The organism is Nocardioides sp., assembly GCF_030655615.1.
Lineage (GTDB): Bacteria > Actinomycetota > Actinomycetes > Propionibacteriales > Nocardioidaceae > Nocardioides.
Genome location: NZ_JAURVJ010000114.1, coordinates 18553 through 37778, shown reverse-complemented (window position 1 = coordinate 37778; position 19226 = coordinate 18553). Strand labels below are relative to the sequence as shown.

At 70.9% G+C, this 19226-nt stretch carries 12 protein-coding genes; 6 read left to right on the top strand and 6 right to left on the bottom strand.

Annotated elements, in window-relative coordinates:
* Positions 1-201 precede the first annotated feature (201 nt).
* From rpoB to Q7T52_RS09510, 6 genes are all read left to right on the top strand, one after another.
* On the top strand, positions 202-3720 hold the full coding sequence (gene rpoB / locus Q7T52_RS09535; protein WP_304801824.1) for a DNA-directed RNA polymerase subunit beta: 3519 nt from the start codon (positions 202-204) through the stop codon (positions 3718-3720).
* An 88-nt stretch (positions 3721-3808) separates the two neighbouring features.
* Positions 3809-7681, top strand: coding sequence for a DNA-directed RNA polymerase subunit beta' (locus Q7T52_RS09530; RefSeq protein WP_304801821.1), 3873 nt, complete (start codon positions 3809-3811; stop codon positions 7679-7681).
* Between the two features lie 146 nt (positions 7682-7827).
* On the top strand, positions 7828-8346 hold the full coding sequence (locus Q7T52_RS09525; RefSeq protein ID WP_304801818.1) for a DUF4232 domain-containing protein: 519 nt from the start codon (positions 7828-7830) through the stop codon (positions 8344-8346).
* Between the two features lie 74 nt (positions 8347-8420).
* Positions 8421-9659: a geranylgeranyl reductase family protein gene (locus Q7T52_RS09520; protein ID WP_304801814.1), complete on the top strand. Its 1239-nt coding sequence runs from the start codon at positions 8421-8423 to the stop codon at positions 9657-9659.
* 19 nt (positions 9660-9678) lie between these two features.
* Positions 9679-10464 carry a 1-acyl-sn-glycerol-3-phosphate acyltransferase gene (locus Q7T52_RS09515; RefSeq protein ID WP_304801812.1) on the top strand — a complete coding sequence of 262 codons (786 nt, stop codon included), beginning with the start codon at positions 9679-9681 and terminating at the stop codon, positions 10462-10464.
* Positions 10465-10474: 10 nt separating this feature from the next.
* The gene (locus Q7T52_RS09510) at positions 10475-11356 is read left to right on the top strand and encodes an NUDIX domain-containing protein (RefSeq protein ID WP_304801809.1); all 882 of its coding nucleotides are present in this window, start codon (positions 10475-10477) and stop codon (positions 11354-11356) included.
* A gap of 3 nt (positions 11357-11359) precedes the next feature.
* On the opposite strand, the gene Q7T52_RS09505 is transcribed toward Q7T52_RS09510, so the two are convergent.
* Genes Q7T52_RS09505 through Q7T52_RS09480 form a run of 6 tightly spaced genes read right to left on the bottom strand, consistent with a single transcriptional unit; the run spans position 11360 to position 19115 of the window.
* Complete coding sequence (locus Q7T52_RS09505) at positions 11360-12862, bottom strand: substrate-binding domain-containing protein (RefSeq protein ID WP_304801807.1); 1503 nt, start codon at positions 12860-12862, stop codon at positions 11360-11362.
* Positions 12859-14025 carry a hypothetical protein gene (locus Q7T52_RS09500; protein ID WP_304801804.1) on the bottom strand — a complete coding sequence of 389 codons (1167 nt, stop codon included), beginning with the start codon at positions 14023-14025 and terminating at the stop codon, positions 12859-12861. The genes Q7T52_RS09505 and Q7T52_RS09500 overlap by 4 nt, the downstream gene beginning before the upstream one ends.
* Positions 14022-14816 (bottom strand): hypothetical protein, encoded by a 795-nt coding sequence (locus Q7T52_RS09495; RefSeq protein WP_304801801.1) that lies wholly within the window; start codon positions 14814-14816, stop codon positions 14022-14024. The genes Q7T52_RS09500 and Q7T52_RS09495 overlap by 4 nt, the downstream gene beginning before the upstream one ends.
* Positions 14813-16738, bottom strand: a complete 1926-nt coding sequence (locus Q7T52_RS09490; protein WP_304801799.1) for a hypothetical protein — start codon at positions 16736-16738, stop codon at positions 14813-14815. Before Q7T52_RS09490 ends, Q7T52_RS09495 begins: the two co-directional genes overlap by 4 nt.
* Positions 16735-18864, bottom strand: coding sequence for a glycosyltransferase (locus Q7T52_RS09485; RefSeq protein WP_304801797.1), 2130 nt, complete (start codon positions 18862-18864; stop codon positions 16735-16737). Before Q7T52_RS09485 ends, Q7T52_RS09490 begins: the two co-directional genes overlap by 4 nt.
* Positions 18861-19115: a hypothetical protein gene (locus Q7T52_RS09480; protein ID WP_304801794.1), complete on the bottom strand. Its 255-nt coding sequence runs from the start codon at positions 19113-19115 to the stop codon at positions 18861-18863. The genes Q7T52_RS09485 and Q7T52_RS09480 overlap by 4 nt, the downstream gene beginning before the upstream one ends.
* Between the last annotated feature and the right edge of the window lie 111 nt (positions 19116-19226).

The window sequence follows — 19226 nt, the reverse complement described above, 5'->3', positions numbered from 1 at the left end:
CCGACACGCTTGACCCACGGGCCCCTCGGGGTTCATCATCGACCCACGCTCGTCTTTGCGGCGCACGCTGACGTTGTAGCGCGCCCGAGATTCGTGTATCGTGGCGCATTGCGCCTGCCCTCAGATACGCATCTGCCTGCCCGGTGGCGATGTTGTGGTGGTCTGGCGCTCCTCACCGCGACTGACGTCGAAGGATCTCTCTTGGCCGCGCGCAGCACGTCTGGTTCCAGCACCACCCCCGGCAACATCGGCAACCCCCGCCGCATCTCGTTCGCGAAGATCGACGAGCCCCTCGAGGTTCCGAAGCTTCTCTCCCTGCAGACCGACGCCTTCGACTGGCTCGTCGGCAACGCCAACTGGGACGCCGTCGTCGAGCGGCGCCTCGCCGCCGGCGAGGACACGTCCCGCAAGTCGGGTCTGACCGAGATCTTCGAGGAGATCTCGCCGATCGAGGACTTCTCCGAGACGATGTCGCTCTCGTTCGAGAACCCGGTCTTCTACGACCCCAAGTACTCCGTCGACGAGTGCAAGGAGAAGGACTTCACCTACTCCGCCCCGCTCTACGTCTCGGCCGAGTTCACCAACAACGACACCGGTGAGATCAAGGGCCAGACCGTCTTCATGGGCGACTTCCCCCTGATGACCCCCAAGGGCACCTTCGTCATCAACGGCACCGAGCGCGTCGTCGTCTCCCAGCTGGTCCGCAGCCCGGGCGTCTACTTCGAGCGCACCGCCGACAAGACGTCCGACAAGGACATCTACACCTCGCGCCTGATCCCCTCGCGCGGCGCCTGGCTCGAGTTCGAGATCGACAAGCGCGACCTCGTCGGCGTCCGCCTCGACCGCAAGCGCAAGCAGAACATCACCGTGCTCCTCAAGGCGCTGCAGGCCGTCGCCGAGGACACCGGCGAGGCCTACGACTACGAGGCCGTGATGGAGGAGCTGCGTCAGTTCGAGTCGATCCAGCTCACCGAGGAGAAGGACCACACCCAGGGTCCCGACGACGCGCTGCTCGACATCTACCGCAAGCTGCGCCCGGGCGAGCCGCCGACCCGCGAGGCCGCGCTGACGCTGCTGAAGAACTACTACTTCAACCCCAAGCGCTACGACCTGGCCAAGGTCGGTCGCTACAAGATCAACAAGAAGCTCGGTCTGGTCGAGGCCTTCGACAAGCAGACCCTGACGATCTCCGACGTCGTCAACGCGATCAAGTACATCGTCGCGCTGCACGACGGCCGCGAGACCGCCGAGGCGCCGGGCGGCACCATCGAGGTCGGCCCCGACGACATCGACCACTTCGGCAACCGCCGCATGCGCACGGTCGGCGAGCTCATCCAGAACCAGCTCCGCACCGGTCTGGCCCGCATGGAGCGCGTCGTGCGCGAGCGGATGACGACCCAGGACGTCGAGGCGATCACGCCGCAGTCGCTGATCAACATCCGCCCCGTCGTCGCGGCGCTCAAGGAGTTCTTCGGCACCTCGCAGCTCTCGCAGTTCATGGACCAGACCAACCCCATCGCCGGCCTGACGCACAAGCGTCGGCTCTCGGCGCTGGGCCCCGGTGGTCTGTCCCGTGACCGCGCCGGCATGGAGGTCCGCGACGTCCACCCGTCGCACTACGGCCGCATGTGCCCGATCGAGACCCCTGAGGGCCCCAACATCGGCCTGATCGGCTCGCTCGCCTCCTACGGGCGGATCAACCCGTTCGGGTTCGTCGAGACGCCCTACCGCAAGGTCGAGAACGGCTCGGTCACCGACCAGATCGACTACCTGACCGCCGACGACGAGGACCGCCAGGTCATCGCCCAGGCCAACCAGGTCCTCGACGCCCAGGGCAAGTTCGTCGAGGAGCGCGTTCTCGTGCGCCAGCGCGACGGCGAGGTCTCCGAGATCCTGGCCGCCGAGGTCAACTACATGGACGTCTCGCCGCGCCAGATGGTGTCGGTCGCGACCGCCCTCATCCCGTTCCTCGAGCACGACGACGCCAACCGTGCGCTCATGGGCGCCAACATGCAGCGCCAGGCCGTCCCGCTGATCACCAGCGACAGCCCGTTCGTCGGCACGGGCATCGAGTACCGGGCCGCGGTCGACGCCGGTGACGTGGTCGTCGCCGACCACGCCGGTGTCATCAAGGAGGTGTCCGCCGACCTCGTCGAGACGATGAACGACGACGGCACCTACACGACCTACAAGCTGGCCAAGTTCCGCCGGTCCAACCAGGGCACCTGCATCAACCAGCGCCCGCTGGTCGCCGAGGGCGACCGGGTCGAGGTCGGCTCGCCGATCGCCGACGGTCCGTGCACCGACAACGCCGAGATGGCGCTGGGCACCAACCTGCTGGTCGCGTTCATGCCGTGGCAGGGCCACAACTACGAGGACGCGATCATCCTCAGCCAGCGCCTGGTGCAGGAGGACGTCCTCACCTCGATCCACATCGAGGAGCACGAGGTCGACGCCCGCGACACCAAGCTCGGGCCGGAGGAGATCACCCGCGACATCCCCAACGTCTCCGAGGAGATGCTGGCCGACCTCGACGAGCGCGGGATCATCCGCATCGGCGCCGAGGTCACCACCGGTGACATCCTCGTCGGCAAGGTCACGCCCAAGGGCGAGACCGAGCTGACCCCCGAGGAGCGGCTGCTCCGCGCGATCTTCGGCGAGAAGGCGCGCGAGGTCCGCGACACGTCGATGAAGGTCCCCCACGGCGAGTCCGGCACCGTCATCGGCGTCCGGGTCTTCGACCGCGAGGACGGCGACGAGCTGCCGCCCGGCGTCAACCAGCTGGTCCGCGTCTACGTGGCCCAGAAGCGCAAGATCTCCGTCGGTGACAAGCTCGCCGGTCGCCACGGCAACAAGGGCGTCATCGCCAAGATCCTGCCCATCGAGGACATGCCGTTCATGGAGGACGGCACCCCCGTCGACGTCGTGCTCAACCCGCTCGGTGTGCCGCGCCGGATGAACATCGGCCAGATCCTCGAGCTCCACATGGGCTGGCTCGCCAAGCAGGGCTGGGACATCGACCTGAGCGACCAGCCGGGCAAGACCGACTGGAAGCAGCGCCTGATCGACATCAACGCCGCGACGGCCAAGCCCGGCACCAAGGTCGCCACCCCGGTGTTCGACGGTGCGCGCGAGGACGAGATCACGGGCCTGCTCGGCTCGACGATCCCCAACCGCGACGGCGTCCGGATGATCGACGGCACCGGCAAGGCCAACCTGTTCGACGGCCGCTCCGGCGAGCCGTTCAACGACCCGGTATCCGTGGGCTACATGTACATCCTCAAGCTCCACCACCTCGTCGACGACAAGATCCACGCACGCTCGACCGGCCCCTACTCGATGATCACGCAGCAGCCCCTGGGCGGTAAGGCCCAGTTCGGTGGCCAGCGGTTCGGCGAGATGGAGGTCTGGGCGATGGAGGCCTACGGCGCCGCCTACGCCCTGCAGGAGCTGCTCACGATCAAGTCCGACGACGTGCCCGGTCGCGTCAAGGTCTACGAGGCCATCGTCAAGGGCGAGAACATCCCCGACTCGGGCATCCCCGAGTCGTTCAAGGTGCTCGTCAAGGAGATGCAGTCGCTGTGTCTCAACGTCGAGGTGCTCAGCCAGGACGGCTCGCAGATCGAGCTCCGTGACGCGGAGGAGGACGTCTTCCGCGCCGCCGAGGAGCTCGGCATCGACCTGTCCCGCCGCGAGCCCAGCTCGGTCGAAGAGGTGTGAGTCGCCGGCGGGTGGTCCCTGACCACCCGCCGGCCTCCGCCCCCCACCAACTTCCTTACTTCAAGAACTACGAAGGGTTGCAGCCATCGTGCTCGACGTGAACTTCTTCGACCAGCTCAAGATCGGCCTGGCCACCGCGGACGACATCCGTACGTGGAGCCACGGCGAGGTCAAGAAGCCGGAGACGATCAACTACCGGACGCTCAAGCCCGAGCGTGACGGTCTCTTCTGCGAGAAGATCTTCGGTCCCACCCGGGACTGGGAGTGCTACTGCGGCAAGTACAAGCGCGTGCGCTTCAAGGGCATCATCTGCGAGCGCTGCGGCGTCGAGGTGACCCGTTCCAAGGTCCGCCGCGAGCGGATGGGCCACATCGAGCTCGCCGCCCCGGTGACCCACATCTGGTACTTCAAGGGCGTCCCGTCGCGGCTGGGCTACTTGCTCGACCTCGCCCCGAAGGACCTCGAGAAGGTCATCTACTTCGCGGCCTACATGATCACCGCCGTCGACGAGGACGCTCGCCACCGCGACCTGACCTCGCTCGAGGCCAAGGTGCAGCAGCAGCGCGAGATGCTCGAGAAGCGCCGTGACGGCTCCCTCGAGGACCGCACCAAGAAGCTCGAGGACGACCTGGCCGCTCTCGAGGCCGAGGGTGCCAAGGCCGACCAGCGCCGCAAGGTGCGCGACGGTGCCGAGCGCGAGATGAAGCAGCTGCGCGACCGTGCGCAGCGCGAGCTCGACCGGCTCGAGGAGGTCTGGAGCACCTTCAAGACGCTCAAGATCCAGGACCTCATGGGCGACGAGCTGCTCTACCGCGAGATGAAGAACTGGTTCGGCAAGTACTTCGAGGGCCACATGGGCGCCACGGCGATCCAGAAGCGCCTCGAGGGCTTCGACATCGAGGCCGAGGTCGAGTCGCTGCGCGACACGATCGCCAACGGCAAGGGCCAGAAGAAGGTCCGCGCCCTCAAGCGCCTCAAGGTCGTCGACGCGTTCCGCAAGACCGGCAACGAGCCGCGCGGCATGGTGCTCGACGCCGTCCCGGTCATCCCGCCGGACCTGCGCCCGATGGTCCAGCTCGACGGTGGCCGCTTCGCCACCTCCGACCTCAACGACCTCTACCGACGCGTCATCAACCGCAACAACCGCCTCAAGCGGCTGCTCGACCTCGGTGCGCCCGAGATCATCGTCAACAACGAGAAGCGGATGCTCCAGGAGGCCGTCGACTCGCTGTTCGACAACGGTCGCCGCGGTCGTCCCGTCACCGGCCCGGGCAACCGGCCGCTGAAGTCGCTGTCCGACATGCTCAAGGGCAAGCAGGGTCGCTTCCGGCAGAACCTGCTCGGCAAGCGCGTCGACTACTCGGGCCGTTCGGTCATCGTCTCGGGCCCGCAGCTCAAGCTGCACCAGTGCGGTCTGCCCAAGAACATGGCGATCGAGCTGTTCAAGCCCTTCGTGATGAAGCGGCTCGTCGACCTCTCCCACGCGCAGAACATCAAGTCCGCCAAGCGGATGGTCGAGCGCGCCGTACGCCCCGAGGTCTGGGACGTGCTCGAAGAGGTCATCACCGAGCACCCGGTGCTGCTCAACCGTGCACCCACGCTCCACCGCCTCGGCATCCAGGCCTTCGAGCCCCAGCTGATCGAGGGCAAGGCCATCCAGATCCACCCGCTCGTCTGCACGGCGTTCAACGCCGACTTCGACGGTGACCAGATGGCGGTGCACCTGCCGCTGTCGGCCGAGGCCCAGGCCGAGGCGCGGATCCTGATGCTGTCGACCAACAACATCCTCAAGCCGTCCGACGGCCGGCCGGTCACCATGCCGACCCAGGACATGATCATCGGGCTGTTCTTCATGACGTCCGACCGTGACGGGGGTGGCGGCGAGGGCCGCGCGTTCTCCTCGGTCGCCGAGGCGATCATGGCGTTCGACAAGCACGAGATCTCGCTCCAGAGCCAGGTCAAGATCCGGATGGACGACGTCGTGCCCCCGATGGAGCACGCCGAGTTCGACGGCACGCTCAAGACGCTGACGCTCGACACGACGCTGGGCCGGGCCCTCTTCAACGAGACCCTGCCGGCCGACTACCCCTTCGTGAACTACGAGGTGGGCAAGAAGGCCCTCGGCGCGATCGTCAACGACCTCGCCGAGCGCTACACCAAGGTCGAGGTCGCCGCCTCGCTCGACGCCCTCAAGGACACCGGCTTCTACTGGGCCACCCACTCGGGCGTCACGGTCTCGATCGACGACGTCACGACCCCCGACGACAAGGCCGTCATCCTGGCCGAGTTCGAGGGCAAGGCGGCCAAGATCCAGAAGCAGTTCGAGCGCGGCCTGGTCACCGACGAGGAGCGTCGCCAGGAGCTCATCGAGATCTGGACCGAGGCGTCGAACAAGGTCGGTGAGGCCATGGAGGCCAACTTCGACCGCACCAACCCGATCTACATGATGGTCGACTCGGGTGCCTCCGGAAACATGAACCAGATCCGGCAGGTCGCGGCCATGCGTGGCCTCGTGGCCAACCCCAAGGGCGAGATCATCCCGCGGCCGATCAAGTCCAACTTCCGGGAGGGCCTGACCGTCCTGGAGTACTTCATCGCCACCCACGGTGCTCGCAAGGGCCTGGCCGACACCGCGCTCCGCACGGCCGACTCGGGCTACCTGACCCGTCGTCTGGTCGACGTGTCGCAGGACGTCATCATCCGCGAGGACGACTGTGGCACCGAGCGCGGTCTGCCCAAGGTGATCGGTGTCGTCGGCGACGACGGTGTCGTCCGCAAGGACGAGAACGCCGAGACCGCGGCCTACGCGCGTTCGGCGGCCACCGAGGTCGTCCACCCCGAGACCGGCGACGTGCTGGTCGAGGCGGGCGGCGACCTGGGCGACGTCAAGATCGGCGAGCTGATCGCGTCGGGCATCCCGACCGTCAAGGTCCGCTCCGTGCTGACCTGCGACGCCAAGACCGGTACGTGCGCCAAGTGCTACGGCCGCTCGCTGGCCACCGGCAAGCTCGTCGACATCGGTGAGGCGGTCGGCATCATCGCCGCCCAGTCGATCGGTGAGCCCGGCACGCAGCTGACCATGCGTACCTTCCACACCGGTGGCTCGGCCTCGGCCGACGACATCACGCAGGGTCTGCCCCGCGTGGTCGAGCTCTTCGAGGCCCGCTCGCCCAAGGGTCGCGCGCCGATCTCCGAGGCTGCCGGCCGGGTCGAGATCGACGAGACCGACAAGGCTCGCAAGATCCTCGTCACGCCCGACGACGGCTCCGAGGTGCAGGAGTACCCCGTCAGCAAGCGCTCGCGCCTGCTGGTCGCCGACGGCGAGCACATCGAGGTCGGCCGTCGCCTGATCGTCGGCACCGAGGACCCGCAGGACGTCCTGCGCATCCTGGGTGTCCGCAAGGCGCAGGAGCACCTCGTCGACGAGGTCCAGAAGGTCTACCGCTCGCAGGGCGTGTCGATCCACGACAAGCACATCGAGATCATCGTGCGGCAGATGCTGCGTCGCGTGACGGTCATCGAGTCGGGCGAGACCAACCTGCTCCCGTCCGACCTGGTCGACCGGGTGAAGTTCGAGGAGGAGAACCGCCGCGTGGTCTCCGAGGGCGGCAAGCCGGCCTCGGGTCGCCCGGTCCTCATGGGCATCACCAAGGCGTCGCTCGCCACGGAGTCGTGGCTCTCGGCGGCCTCCTTCCAGGAGACCACCCGGGTGCTCACCGACGCCGCGATCCACGGTCGTTCCGACAGCCTCCGCGGCCTGAAGGAGAACGTGATCATCGGCAAGCTCATCCCGGCCGGTACCGGCCTGGAGCGCTACCGCAACATCCGGGTCGAGCCGACCGAGGAGGCCCGCGCCGCGGCCTACTCCGTCACCGGCTACGACTCCTACGACTACGAGTTCGGCAATGCCGGACAGGCAGTCGCGCTGGACGACTTCGACTTCGGGTCGTACCAGAACTAGCACCACACACGGTGACCCGTCGCGCAGCCGCGACGGGTCACCGTGCTTTTTCGGGTCTTCTCAGGTGCGGGCGGCAACTTCGAGGGGCGGTTGCCGGTCCCACCCCTGACGGCTCCGCACGGGAGCCGACAGGGAGGACCACCACCATGAACCTCAAGGCCAAGATCGCCACGACCACCGCCGCACTCGCGCTGGCGGCCAGCGGCGCCGTCGTGGGCACCGCGGGCGTCGCCCACGCGCAGCCGCCCGAGTGCGCCAACCGCGACCTCACGGCGTCCTACCGCGCCACCGACGCCGGGGCCGGCCACCGCTACGGCGTGATCCGGCTGACCGTGACGTCGGACCGGACGTGCTTCGTACGCGGCTACGGCGGCCTGTCCTACGTCGGGCACGGCAACGGCACGCAGGTCGGCGCCAGCGCGGAGCGCGACGGCGGCCGGGTCCGTACCGTCGTCCTCGACCCCGGTGACAGCGTCGCCAGCCGCGTCGACGAGGTCGTCGCCGGCAACTACCCGCGCCGCGCCTGCCGCCCCACCGCCGTCGACGGGTTCCGCGTCTACGTCCCCGACTCGACGGTGTCCCAGTTCGTCCCGCACCGCACGACGGGCTGCGCCAAGGCCGGCGTCCACCTCATCGGCCACCGCCCCTTCCACCGCGCCGGCTGACCCCCAGCCCCACCCGCACCCGCCACCCACGCGGCAATTCAGGAGGGTGAGGCGGGGCCTGAGACAATCGAGGGGTGAGCAACGTGCCGACGGAGACCGACGTCCTGGTCGTGGGGGCGGGTCCTGCGGGGTCGGCTGCGGCCGCGTGGGCGGCACGGGCCGGGCTCGACACGGTGCTGGCGGACGCGGCGGTGTTCCCCCGCGACAAGACCTGTGGCGACGGCCTGACCCCGCGCGCGGTCGACGAGCTGTCGCGGCTGGGGCTCGAGGACTGGCTGCGGGCCCGCACGGTCAACCAGGGGTTGCGCGCCCACGGCTTCGGTCAGACGCTGCTGCTGCCGTGGCCGGGCGGCACGCTGCCCGACTGGGGGAGTGCGGTGCCCCGCACCGAGCTCGACGACCACCTGCGCACCACCGCGATCAAGAGCGGCGCGACGGCTGTCGACGCTGCCCGCGCGGTCGACGTACGACGCGACGGTGCGCGCGTGACCGCCGTGGTCTTCAAGCAGGGCGACGAGACGTTCGAGATCGGCTGCCGGCGCCTCGTGGTCGCCGACGGCGTCCGGTCGCCGCTCGGCAAGGTCCTCGGCCGGGAGTGGCACCGCGAGACGGTCTACGGCGTCGCCGGGCGGTCCTACGTCGCGAGCGCCCAGTCCGACGACCCGTGGATCAGCAGCCACCTCGAGCTGCGCGGCCAGGACGGCGGGATCCTGTCGGGCTACGGCTGGATCTTCCCGCTCGGCAACGGCGAGGTGAACCTCGGCGTCGGCACGCTCGCGACCGCCAAGCGACCGGCCGAGATCGCGATCAAGCCGCTCATGGACTTCTATGCCGAGGAGCGCCGCGAGGAGTTCGAGCTCGAGGGGCCGATCCGGGCCAAGACGTCGGCGCTGCTGCCGATGGGCGGCGCGGTGAGCAACGTCGCCGGCCGCAACTGGGCGCTGATCGGCGACGCCGCCGGGTGCGTCAACCCGCTCAACGGGGAGGGCATCGACTACGGCCTCGAGACCGGGCGCCTGCTGGTCGAGGTCATGCAGGAGCGCGACGAGCTCGACCTGGCGTGGCCGGCGCTGCTGCGCGACCACTACGGCGAGTCGTTCTCGATCGCCCGCCGCCTCGCCGGTCTGGTGACCGTGCCGCGGCTGCTGCCGGCGCTCGGTCCCGCCGGGATGCGCTCGGACTGGCTGATGACCCTGGCCCTGCGCTGGATGGGCAACCTGGTCACCGACGAGGACCGCGACCGCGCCGCCCGCGTGTGGCGCTGGGCCGGTCGCCGGTCGCTCGCGGTCGACCACCGCCCGCCGTTCGCCTGAACGTCTCCGAACAACCGACGTGACCGATCGGACCTACCGCGCCGTGATCGCGGCCGGCAAGGTCGCCCTGCGTGGGCTCGACCTCCGGGTGCGGTCCCAGGGTGCCGAGCACCTGCCAGCCGACGGCCCGGTCGTGCTGGCGTGCAACCACGTCTCGTTCCCCGACTTCCTCTACGTCGGCCAGGCCCTGCTCGGCACCGGCCGCCTGGTCCGGTTCCTGTGCCGCGCCGACATCTGGGACTCGCCCGCAGGCCGGCTCATGGAGACGATGCGGCACGTGCCGGTCGATCGCGAGGCGCCCGCGGCGGCCTACCTGCGCGCCCGCAGCCTGCTGCGCGAGGGCGAGGTCGTCTGCGTGTTCCCCGAGGCCGGGATCTCGGCGGCGTACGCCGTGCGCGCGATGATGCCCGGCGCGGTCGCGCTGGCCCGCGAGACCGGGGCTCCCCTCGTGCCCGTGACCGTCTGGGGAGGGCAGCGGCTGTGGGGGCAGAAGCGGTCCCTCGACGCGCCCTTCCCGAGGCCCGAGGTCGCGCGCGGCCGCACCGTCGACGTGGTGGTCGGCGCGCCCTGGCGGGTGCCGCCGGACGCCGACCTGGTCGGGACGACCCGCCGGCTGGGCACGACGCTCCAGGCGACCCTCGACGGGCTGCAGCGACTGCCCGAGCACCGGCCCCGGCCCGGGGAGTGGGCGCCGTGGCACCCCGCCCACCTGGGCGGCGACGCGCTCGACCGGCAGACCTCCTACGCCCTCGACGGGATGCCCCGTTCCGCCGTCACCCCCACGTGGTCCCCCGCCGTTGAATAGGGTTGAGGGCATGTCAGGAAACCGGGTGCAGCGGGTCGCGGCCTACGCCGTGATCGTGCGCGACGGTCAGATCCTGCTCAGCCGCCTGGCGCCGCGCGTCTCGCGCAGCGAGCTGTGGACCCTGCCCGGCGGTGGCCTCGACCACGGCGAGGACCCGCGCGACGCGGTCGTCCGCGAGGTGCACGAGGAGACCGGTCTCGACGTCACCATCGGCGACACCGCCCGGACCTTCTCGCTGCACCTGCCCGACACCTGGCGCCGCGGTCGCCGCGTCGACGCGCACTCGCTGCGCATCGTCTATGACGGGTGGGTGCCGGTCGACGCGCCCGAGCCGCAGGTCGTGGAGGTCGACGGTTCCACCATCGAGGCGGCCTGGCGACCGATCAGCGGGGTGCGCGACGGCAGCGTCCCCACCGTGGCGATGGTCAAGGAGGCGCTCGACGCCTACCGGCCCTACCGCTGGCAGCGGGTCGCGGCCTACGCCCTCGTCCGGCGCAGCGACCCGGACGACGCCGTGCTGCTGACCCGCACCTCCCCGCGTGGCTTCCACACCGGCCTGTGGTCGCTTCCCGGTGGGGGAGTCGACTTCGACGAGGACCCGGCCGGCGCCGTCGCACGCGAGGTCAGCGAGGAGACCGGCGCGACCTGCACGGTCGGCGGCCTCGTCGCCACGACCACCGAGACCGTGCGGGGCACCGCGCCCAACGGGCGCGACGAGGAGGTCCAGACGGTCGGCCTCGTGTACGACGCCACGATGGCGCCCGACGCCACCTTCACGGTCGAGGTCGACGGCACCACCGACGCCGTCGAGTGGGTCCGGGTCGCCGACGTCGAGTCGGGCGCGGTGCCGGTCGTGCCCACGGTGCTCGACGTCCTCCGCACCGCCGGCTAGGGCTCAGCGGGCCGGGACCTGCACCGGCGGCGTGGTGGGCATGGTCGTCGCCGGCTCGTCCTCCGGGACCTCCTCGACCCGGCCGTCCTCGGCCACGAACCGCGGCGGGTCCCCGTCGAGCCAGGCGAGCTGACGGGCCACGTCAGCGTCGGGGAGTGCCACCAGGCCGGCCTGGGCGGCGTGGTCCTGGCTGTGCTCGAGGTAGTCGGTGAGGAACGCGCGCACCTCGGGACGCTGCCAGGACCGGGTGGTGACGGTGAGCTCGAGCTGGCGCGAGAGCGGGTAGTCGCCGTCGAGGACGGACGGCACGTCGGGGAGTACGCAGTCGCGCCCCTCGCCCGGGTCGGTGTCGATCTCGAACGGGCGCAGGAGCTCGGCGTGGGCGGCGTAATAGGCCTGGCTGAACAGCCCGACCCGCCCGCGCTGCTCCTCGGCCCGGCGCTGACGGTCGACGAGGTCGAGGTAGGTGCGGTCGACCGGGCGGAACGCCGTCCGGGCCGCGGCGACGCGCTCGATCGCCCGGGTGCGACGGGCGGAGGCGGTGCGGACCCGGGCGTCCTCGGCCGCGCGAGCGGCGGGGGTGTGGCCGTCGCGGACGCCTCGCCGCTGCTCGAGGACGGCGGCCTCGAGCTCGGACCCGGCCTCGGCCCAGGCGGCCCAGGCGGCCTTGAGGTCGGCCTGCAGCTTGCCGTGCTCGGCCTCGAGGGACGCGAGGTAGAGCTCGTCGACCTGGTCGTCCTCGGAGCCGGCCACCAGCTCGAGGGTCTGGTCCTCCGTCTCGGCGGCGGTGTAGCCGTCGCGGAGGTCGGAGCCGGACGTCTCGGGGAGGGAGAGCACCGTGCGGGCCACGGTGTCGGCGACGGGCGTTCCGGCGGACGGGCCGGCGACCTGCAACGCGACGTCGTCGAGCGCGGGGTCGAGCTGCGACCAGGTGCTGACGGTCGAGCCCGCCTCGAGCGCCGTGCGGAGCTGGTCGACCGAGAGGCAGTCGGCGCCGACGTCGGTGCGGCTGCTGACGGCGAGGACGACGCCGTCGGCGGCCACCCGGAGCCGGACGACACCGAACCCGTTGCGCTGGCACGCGGCGTAGTCGTCGGCGGTGATGGGGCGGCTCGAGTCGACGACGTCGACCTCGCCTGCGCACAGCCTCTCGAACGCCAAGGTGGCGCCGTTGGACTCCTGGGAGACCGTGACGTCGTCGGCCCGGTCGGCGAAGGAGGTGCGGGCGGTGGAGGTGAGGGTGTCGGGGTCGCCGTCGACCTCGACGAGGCCCTGGGTCGGCTCGGGCCGCTCGTCGAGGGGGACCGGCGTCTCGAAGGACCCAGCCTGGTCGCCGCCCGCCGGAGCCACCCCGGCGCGGTTGATCGACCGGACCTCCTGGGACGGGACGGCGGGATCGAGGTCGTCGTCGGTGGTGCTGCAGGCGGCGAGGCCGATGCCGAGGGTCAGCGCCAGGCCGGCCGCGATCCACCGGCGGGAGCGGCCCTGAGCGGGGGCGGCGGTCATCGGTCGTCCTCGGTCGGGTCGGTCGGGTCGGTCGGGTCGGTCGGGTCGGTCGGGTCGGGGTAGGGGTAGCGCGTCAGGCCGTCGAGGTCGAGGACCTCGAAGTCGTCGAGGCCCAGGCTCAGCAGCTCGTCGCCGGTGAGCCCGGTCGCCTCGTCGTCGGCGTCGCCGGCGGCGGACTGCACGTGCAGGGTCGGTACGTCGGCCCGGCCGACCACGAAGGCGCCGTAGCGCTGCAGCGCCGTGACGATGCAGTCGGCCCGGTCGCGCTGGGCCGCGTCGAACGGCAGGGTGCTGCCGGTGACCGGGTCGACCGGGGCCTCGGCGAGGAAGTCGGGCCGCAGGCGGAGGCGGGCGCCCTCGGGCACCGCGACACCGGTGTTGTCGCCGTCGGTCGACGACGCGGGCTGCACGAAGGAGCCGGCGGCCGGACCGGGGACGCTGAGGGCCAGGGCGTGGTCGATCCGGCACGACGTGAGCTCGTCGGGCCGGACCAGGCCCGCGAACAGCGGCAGGCCCGAGCCCCGTGCCCCCTCGACGTAGGGCCGGCTGAAGCCCGGGCCGTCGAGGTCCCACCGGCGCAGGAAGTAGTAGGAGATGGTGCCGTCGTCCTCGCGCCGGGCGCGCCACAGGTCGTAGCCGGTACGCGTGGCCGGGTCGAGGACGGTGAAGCGCCCGTCCTGCAGCGGGTCGGGGTCGACGTCGTCGGGAACCGGGACGGTGAGCTCGCCCGTGCCGTCGCCGCAGCGGTCCTGCCGGCAGGTCAGCACCGTGGGGACTCCTCCGGCGACCACGGTCGGACCGCCCTCGCGCACGTCGAGGTAGACGTTGGCGACGGCGCGCTCGTTGACGACGCCGTCGGGTCCCTCGAGGGTCCGCAGGAGGGACTGGTCGAGCAGGGCCGCCGAGTCGGGGTCGACCGGGGCGTCCTCGACCGCGACGTTCCACGGCGACTCGACGCTGAAGAGGTCCTCGTCGAGGGCTGCCGGCGTGCCGGGACCGGCGGCCGGGCCGTCGCCGAGGAGGGGCGACGGCTCACCGGACGAGGGCTGCTCCGCTGCGGACCCGGCCGAGGAGCTGCCACTGCTGCAGGCCGACGGCACCAGGACGAGGAGGAGGCCCAGGGCGACGGCCGGGAGGGCGGGGCGGGTGTGCGGCAGCTTCACGAGTCCTGCGGGAAGTCGGGGAACGGCCGTCGCGACGCGACGGTCGTCTCGATCGTCTCGGCGAAGCGGGAGAACGTCTCGCCGATCTCCTCGAGCTGCTCGCTCTCGTGGAGGTCGATGTCGACCTCGCCGGTGCGCGAGCGGGCGGCGAACACGATGGCGTGCGCGTCGCGCCGCGCGTGCAGCCGGATCAGCTCGGCGTCGAGGTCGGCCTGGGAGGTGAGCAGCTCGCAGCGGCGCGCGGTCTCGAGCTCGAGCGCCACGACGTGACGCTCGTGGGCCTCGTTGACGCGCCGCATCGCGGCGATCAGCGACTCGGCGACCTCGGCCACGGTGCGGCCGACGGCCTCGTCGGGACGCCCGGGACGGGCCGGGGTCGGTCCGGTCGAGAAGCTCGGCGAGGTCGGGTCGGGCACGGCGAACGCCTCCGGCGGTGTGTGCTGGGTGTCGAGCGTGTCCTGGGTGTCCTGGGTGTCCTTGGCCATCAGCGACATCAGCCGCTCGAGCATCTCCCCGGTGCTGCGCGCGGCGGCCCGGGTCTCGCCGTCGAGGGCGTCGACAGCCAGGTGGGCCTCGTGGGACGGGTCGTCCGCGGGCTCGGGTTCGGGGGCCTCGGCCGGCGCGGCCGGCGGCGGGGCGTCGATCTCGTCGAGGGTGCCGTCGGGCTCCTCCTCCGAGAAGCGCGCACTGAGACTGGTGCCGAAGTCGACCTTGCCGACCCGGGTGCGTGCGGACTTGATGTCGGCGACCGAGGGCGCGATCCCGATCACGGACGGCTTCTTCTGCATCATGGCGTGCCTCCTGATTGCTCGTCGGCAGTGCTGTCGGTGCTGTCTGCGGGTCCCTCGCCGACGACGCCACCCACGCCGCCCTCGTCGAGGGCGCCGTCGGGGTCGGCGGACTCCTCGCTGTCGAGGACCCCGTTGCCGTCGGCGTCGAGGTCGTCGGGCAGCTGGTCGCCGTAGCGGTAGTCGTCGGGCACCTTCACCAGGACGTAGCGGTCGTTGGCGAAGACCTGCTCGAGGACCAGGTCGTCGCCGGCGGCGGCCTCGGGGTAGCGGCGGCTCAGGGCGTCGCGGGCGGTGTCGGTGGAGAGGAGCAGGTAGTCGACGTGGTCGGCGGGGGCCTCGGCGGCCTCGGCCCAGTCGTCGTCGGACCGGTCGACCCGGTCGAGGAAGAGCTCGGGCGCGCCGGTCAGCAGGACCACGGCGTAGGTGGAGGCGTTGTCGGTGAGGACCGAGCCCCGGCCGTCGACGTGGTCGGAGATGTAGTCGGCGACCTCCTGCTCGAGGCCGTACCCGACGTAGGACCCGTCGAGGGTGCGGGTGCCCTCCTGGGTCTCTCCCGTGGTGATGGCGTCGTGGAACGCACGCTCCAGGCCCTGGTGACGGAAGGTCTCCATCGAGGAGAAGGTCCACGGGATGCTCAGGGCCAGACCGGCGGCGAGGGCGGCGGCCACCAGCCCCGGACCCTGCACGGTCGAGCGCGCCAGCCAGACTGCCCCGACCACGGAGACGAGCAGCATCGGCAGGGCGTTGTCCATCGTGAGCGGCGAGTCGGTCAGGTGCACCAGGACCGCCACGCCCGGGGTGAGGATCGTGACGAGCAGCAGGATGCCGAGCCAGAGCGCGAAGCCGTTGCGGCGCGCGACGCCGGTGAAGAGCAGGGCCGGCAGCACGACGATCGCGATCGGGGCGCCGTCGAGGACGAGCTCGCCGGTCCCGCGCAGGATCTCGAGGAAGGAGAGGTCGGAGACACCGCCGGACGTCCCCACGTCGCTGCTCTCGGTCACCCAGTGGAACGGCGCGCCGAGGATGGCCAGGTTGAACGCCGACCACAGCGCGACCACGTAGACGGTCGGGGACGCGAGGCCCACGGTGGTGCCCTCGACCTCGGTGCCGTCGGCGCCGAGGCGGGCGAGGATCACCGCGACCAGGACGAGGCTGACCAGGAACCACACGAGGCTGCCGTAGCCGGCGAGGGTCGCGACGGCGAAGGCCACCCCGGCGACCATCACGAAGCGGATGTCGGCGGTGACGTACCAGGCGAAGATCGCGCCCAGGGCGGCGAGCACGAGCGCGAGCCACAGGAAGCTCCGCCCACCGGTCGAGGCGTACATGACCACGAGCGGGTTGAGGCCGAGCGCGGCCAGCACGGCCAGCCGGACGGCGATGACGACCTGTGCGCGCCGCATCATCGTGTTGACGGTGACCATCGTGAAGCCGGCGAAGACGGCCGACACGACGGGGACCACGGCCAGCGTCTTCGTCAGGGCCGGGACCACCGCGAACGGGGCGAGGAACAGCACCGACAGGGGTGGGAGGTCGAAGCCGACGGCGGCGAGCTTGGGCGGGTCGTTGGTCGAGACCATGAGGGCGCGCGCCCAGCGGTCGAGGGTCTCGAAGCCCACGACGTGGAGGTCGACGACCAGCCAGTGGCCGAGCACGGAGTAGGAGACGGCGAAGACCACGAAGATCGCGAGGCTCTCCCACGGGCGGCGCCGGATGTCGGCGGGTCGGCGACCGACCGCCTGGACGACGCCCGAGGAGCGGCCGCGGAGCGAGGTGTCGGCGGCGGGGGACTCGGTCGCCGTCGCCACCCCCGTCGCGCGCGCACCGGCGCCGGCGGTCACCGCGGACCCGGCGGTCTCCGTGGCCCCGGCGGTGCCGGCGGCGTCTGAGGCGTCGGTGGTCTCGGTGGCCTCGGAGGTCATGGCGCGGGTGCCTCGTCGATGCCGTGCTCGGTCTTCTCCCAGTAGAACGGGTTGGTGAACAGCTGGATGAAGCCGCGCCAGGCGGCATAGCTCATCAGTCCCCAGTAGATGGGGGAGAGCAGCGCGGTCCGGGTGAGACCGAACTCGCCGCGCTGCAGGCTGCCGGCGACGTTGAGGTAGACGAAGACGAAGTTGCCGACGACGAGCATCAGGCTCGACGCGTAGAAGACCGGGGCGGGGTAGACGGCCTCGATGACCGACCACTCGGTCAGCAGGTAGGCGCTGGTGAGGGCCCAGAAGATCGGGTTCATGAGCAGGACGAGAGCCGTGGCCATCGTCAGGTTGAACGACACGAAGCCCTTGAGACCGGTCTGGCGGAGCAGCTGGAACGGGTGGCGCATGTGCACCAGCCAGGTCTGGAAGTAGCCCTTGTTCCAGCGCGAGCGCTGGCGCACCCAGTTGCCGACCTGCGAGTTGGCCTCCTCGAGCGTCGTCGAGTCGACCAGCGCGGTGCGGTAGCCCTCGCGGTGGAGACGGATGCCGAGGTCGGCGTCCTCGGTCACGTTGTAGGGGTCCCAGGCGCCGATCTCGCGCAGGACGTGGGTCTTGAAGTGGTTGGACGAGCCGCCCAGCGGGATCGGGGACTCCGAGGCACCCATCGCCGGCAGCACCAGCTCGAACTGCATGGAGTACTCGTTGGCGAACCAGGACGTGAGGAGGTTCTGGTCCTGGTTGTAGTAGTTGAGCTTGGCCTGGACGCACACCACGTCGTCGGTCACCCGCTCGAAGGCGACGAGCACCTTCTTGAGCTGGTCGGGGTCGGGGCGGTCCTCGGCGTCGTAGATCACGGTGAGCGACCCGGTGGCCAGCTGCAGGCCGTAGTTGCACGCCTTGGGCTTGGTCTTGGGCTGGCTGTCGGGCACCACCACGAGGTGGTAGTGGGGCGGGAGCGCCAGCTCCTTGATCTTGTCGATCGTGTCGAGGTCGTCGGCCTCGCAGAGGAGCTTGACGTCGAGCCGGGTGCGCGGGTAGTCGAGCGCGTCGATGTCGCGGATGAGCCGCGGCACGATCGCGGCCTCGCGGTAGAGCGGCACCAGGATCGTGTAGACGGGCAGGTTGCGCTCGTCGAGCGCCGCGATCTCCTCGTCGGTCACGTCGGTCTCGAGGCGGGCCCCCAGGGCGTGGAGCGTGAGCCGCACGCGGTAGAGCGCCACGAAGAGGTAGAGCAGGGTCCCGGCCCCGATCACGGCGGTGGCGGTGGCGGTCGGCCAGAACGCGGCGCAGACGACGACCGCGACGACCGCGACGAGGAAGAGGGCCTTCTGCGCCGGCGTGACGACCACGTGGGCCGAGCGCTCCGGGAAGTTGTCCTTGAGGAACCGCGTGGACACGTCGACGTAGTGGTGGCTGTGGATGCGCTGGATGAGCTGGTCGAGGTCGCTGCGGTTGGCGAGCAGCTGGCGGAAGGGCTGGCCCAGGAGGTCCTCGACCTCGCGGGCGTCGGCGGGCGACAGCGGACGGGCGACCGCGACCAGGACCTCGCCCTCGGTCTCGGCGACCGGGATGGCCTGCAGGGTCCGCACGGTCTTCTCGGGCAGGCGGCGGGCGATGTCGTAGTCGGGCTCGAAGCCGACCAGGCCGACGCGCTGCAGCTGGTGCATCTCGGAGAGGGCGGCGACGAGCACGTCCTCGGAGATCGACCCGTGGGAGACCAGGATGTCGCCCAGCGGGTCGCCGGTGCGGGAGTACTCGAGCATCGCGCGCTGCATCTGCGCCGAGGTCACCAGGCCGCTGCGGGTGAGCATCCGGGTCATCTGCATCCGGGCCCGGCGGGCCTGGGGGGACTCGACCTCGGCCTCGACCGGCGGGTAGGCCTGGTCGATGACGTCGCTGATCTCGTGGGCCGTGTGGCGGACCAGGACGACGGGGCGGTCGAGGCGCTCGGCCACGACGTGCTCGGCGATCGCGTCCTCGGCGTCGGTGACCGCCACCAGGATGCGGCCCTGGTGGTGGGCGTAGGGCATCACGCGGAACGTGCGGCAGATGCCCTCGGGGAGCGCGTGCCCGAGCTCGTTCTCGACACCGTCGGAGAGCCGCGGGACCGAGCGGGTCGCCGTGCCGCTCACCGGACGCCCGACCCGAACCCGTGGGTGGCGGTGGCGGTGGGGGCGACGCCGACGGCGGTCGGGGTGGGCGTCGACTCGGAGGTCGGACGGAGGACGAGGTAGACCGCCAGGGCCGCGGCCAGCAGGAGCAGCGGGGCGACCACGAAGGCCAGGATCACCACGACGAAGAGGACAAGGGTCGTCAGGACGCCTATCGCCGCCGCCGCGGCGGACTTGCCCGCCGGACGTGACGCAGTCGTCTCAACCGACATCGTCTCTGTCCCCCTGTACGCCGAGTCCGCCCGTGTGGAACCGGATCTCGGACCGATCTTCCAGCCAGTAACCCACGCGCCTGCGACACAGTTCAACCTGAACGGGGTAAC

Bases quoted from the DNA above. Each gene is read 5' to 3' on its own strand.
- Q7T52_RS09495 (WP_304801801.1), bottom strand. From the start codon at position 14,816: ATGATGCAGAAGAAGCCGTCCGTGATCGGGATCGCGCCCTCGGTCGCC.
- Q7T52_RS09505 (WP_304801807.1), bottom strand. From the start codon at position 12,862: ATGACCGCCGCCCCCGCTCAGGGCCGCTCCCGCCGGTGGATCGCGGCC.
- Q7T52_RS09510 (WP_304801809.1), top strand. From the start codon at position 10,475: ATGTCAGGAAACCGGGTGCAGCGGGTCGCGGCCTACGCCGTGATCGTG.
- Q7T52_RS09490 (WP_304801799.1), bottom strand. From the start codon at position 16,738: ATGACCTCCGAGGCCACCGAGACCACCGACGCCTCAGACGCCGCCGGC.
- Q7T52_RS09480 (WP_304801794.1), bottom strand. From the start codon at position 19,115: ATGTCGGTTGAGACGACTGCGTCACGTCCGGCGGGCAAGTCCGCCGCG.
- Q7T52_RS09525 (WP_304801818.1), top strand. From the start codon at position 7,828: ATGAACCTCAAGGCCAAGATCGCCACGACCACCGCCGCACTCGCGCTG.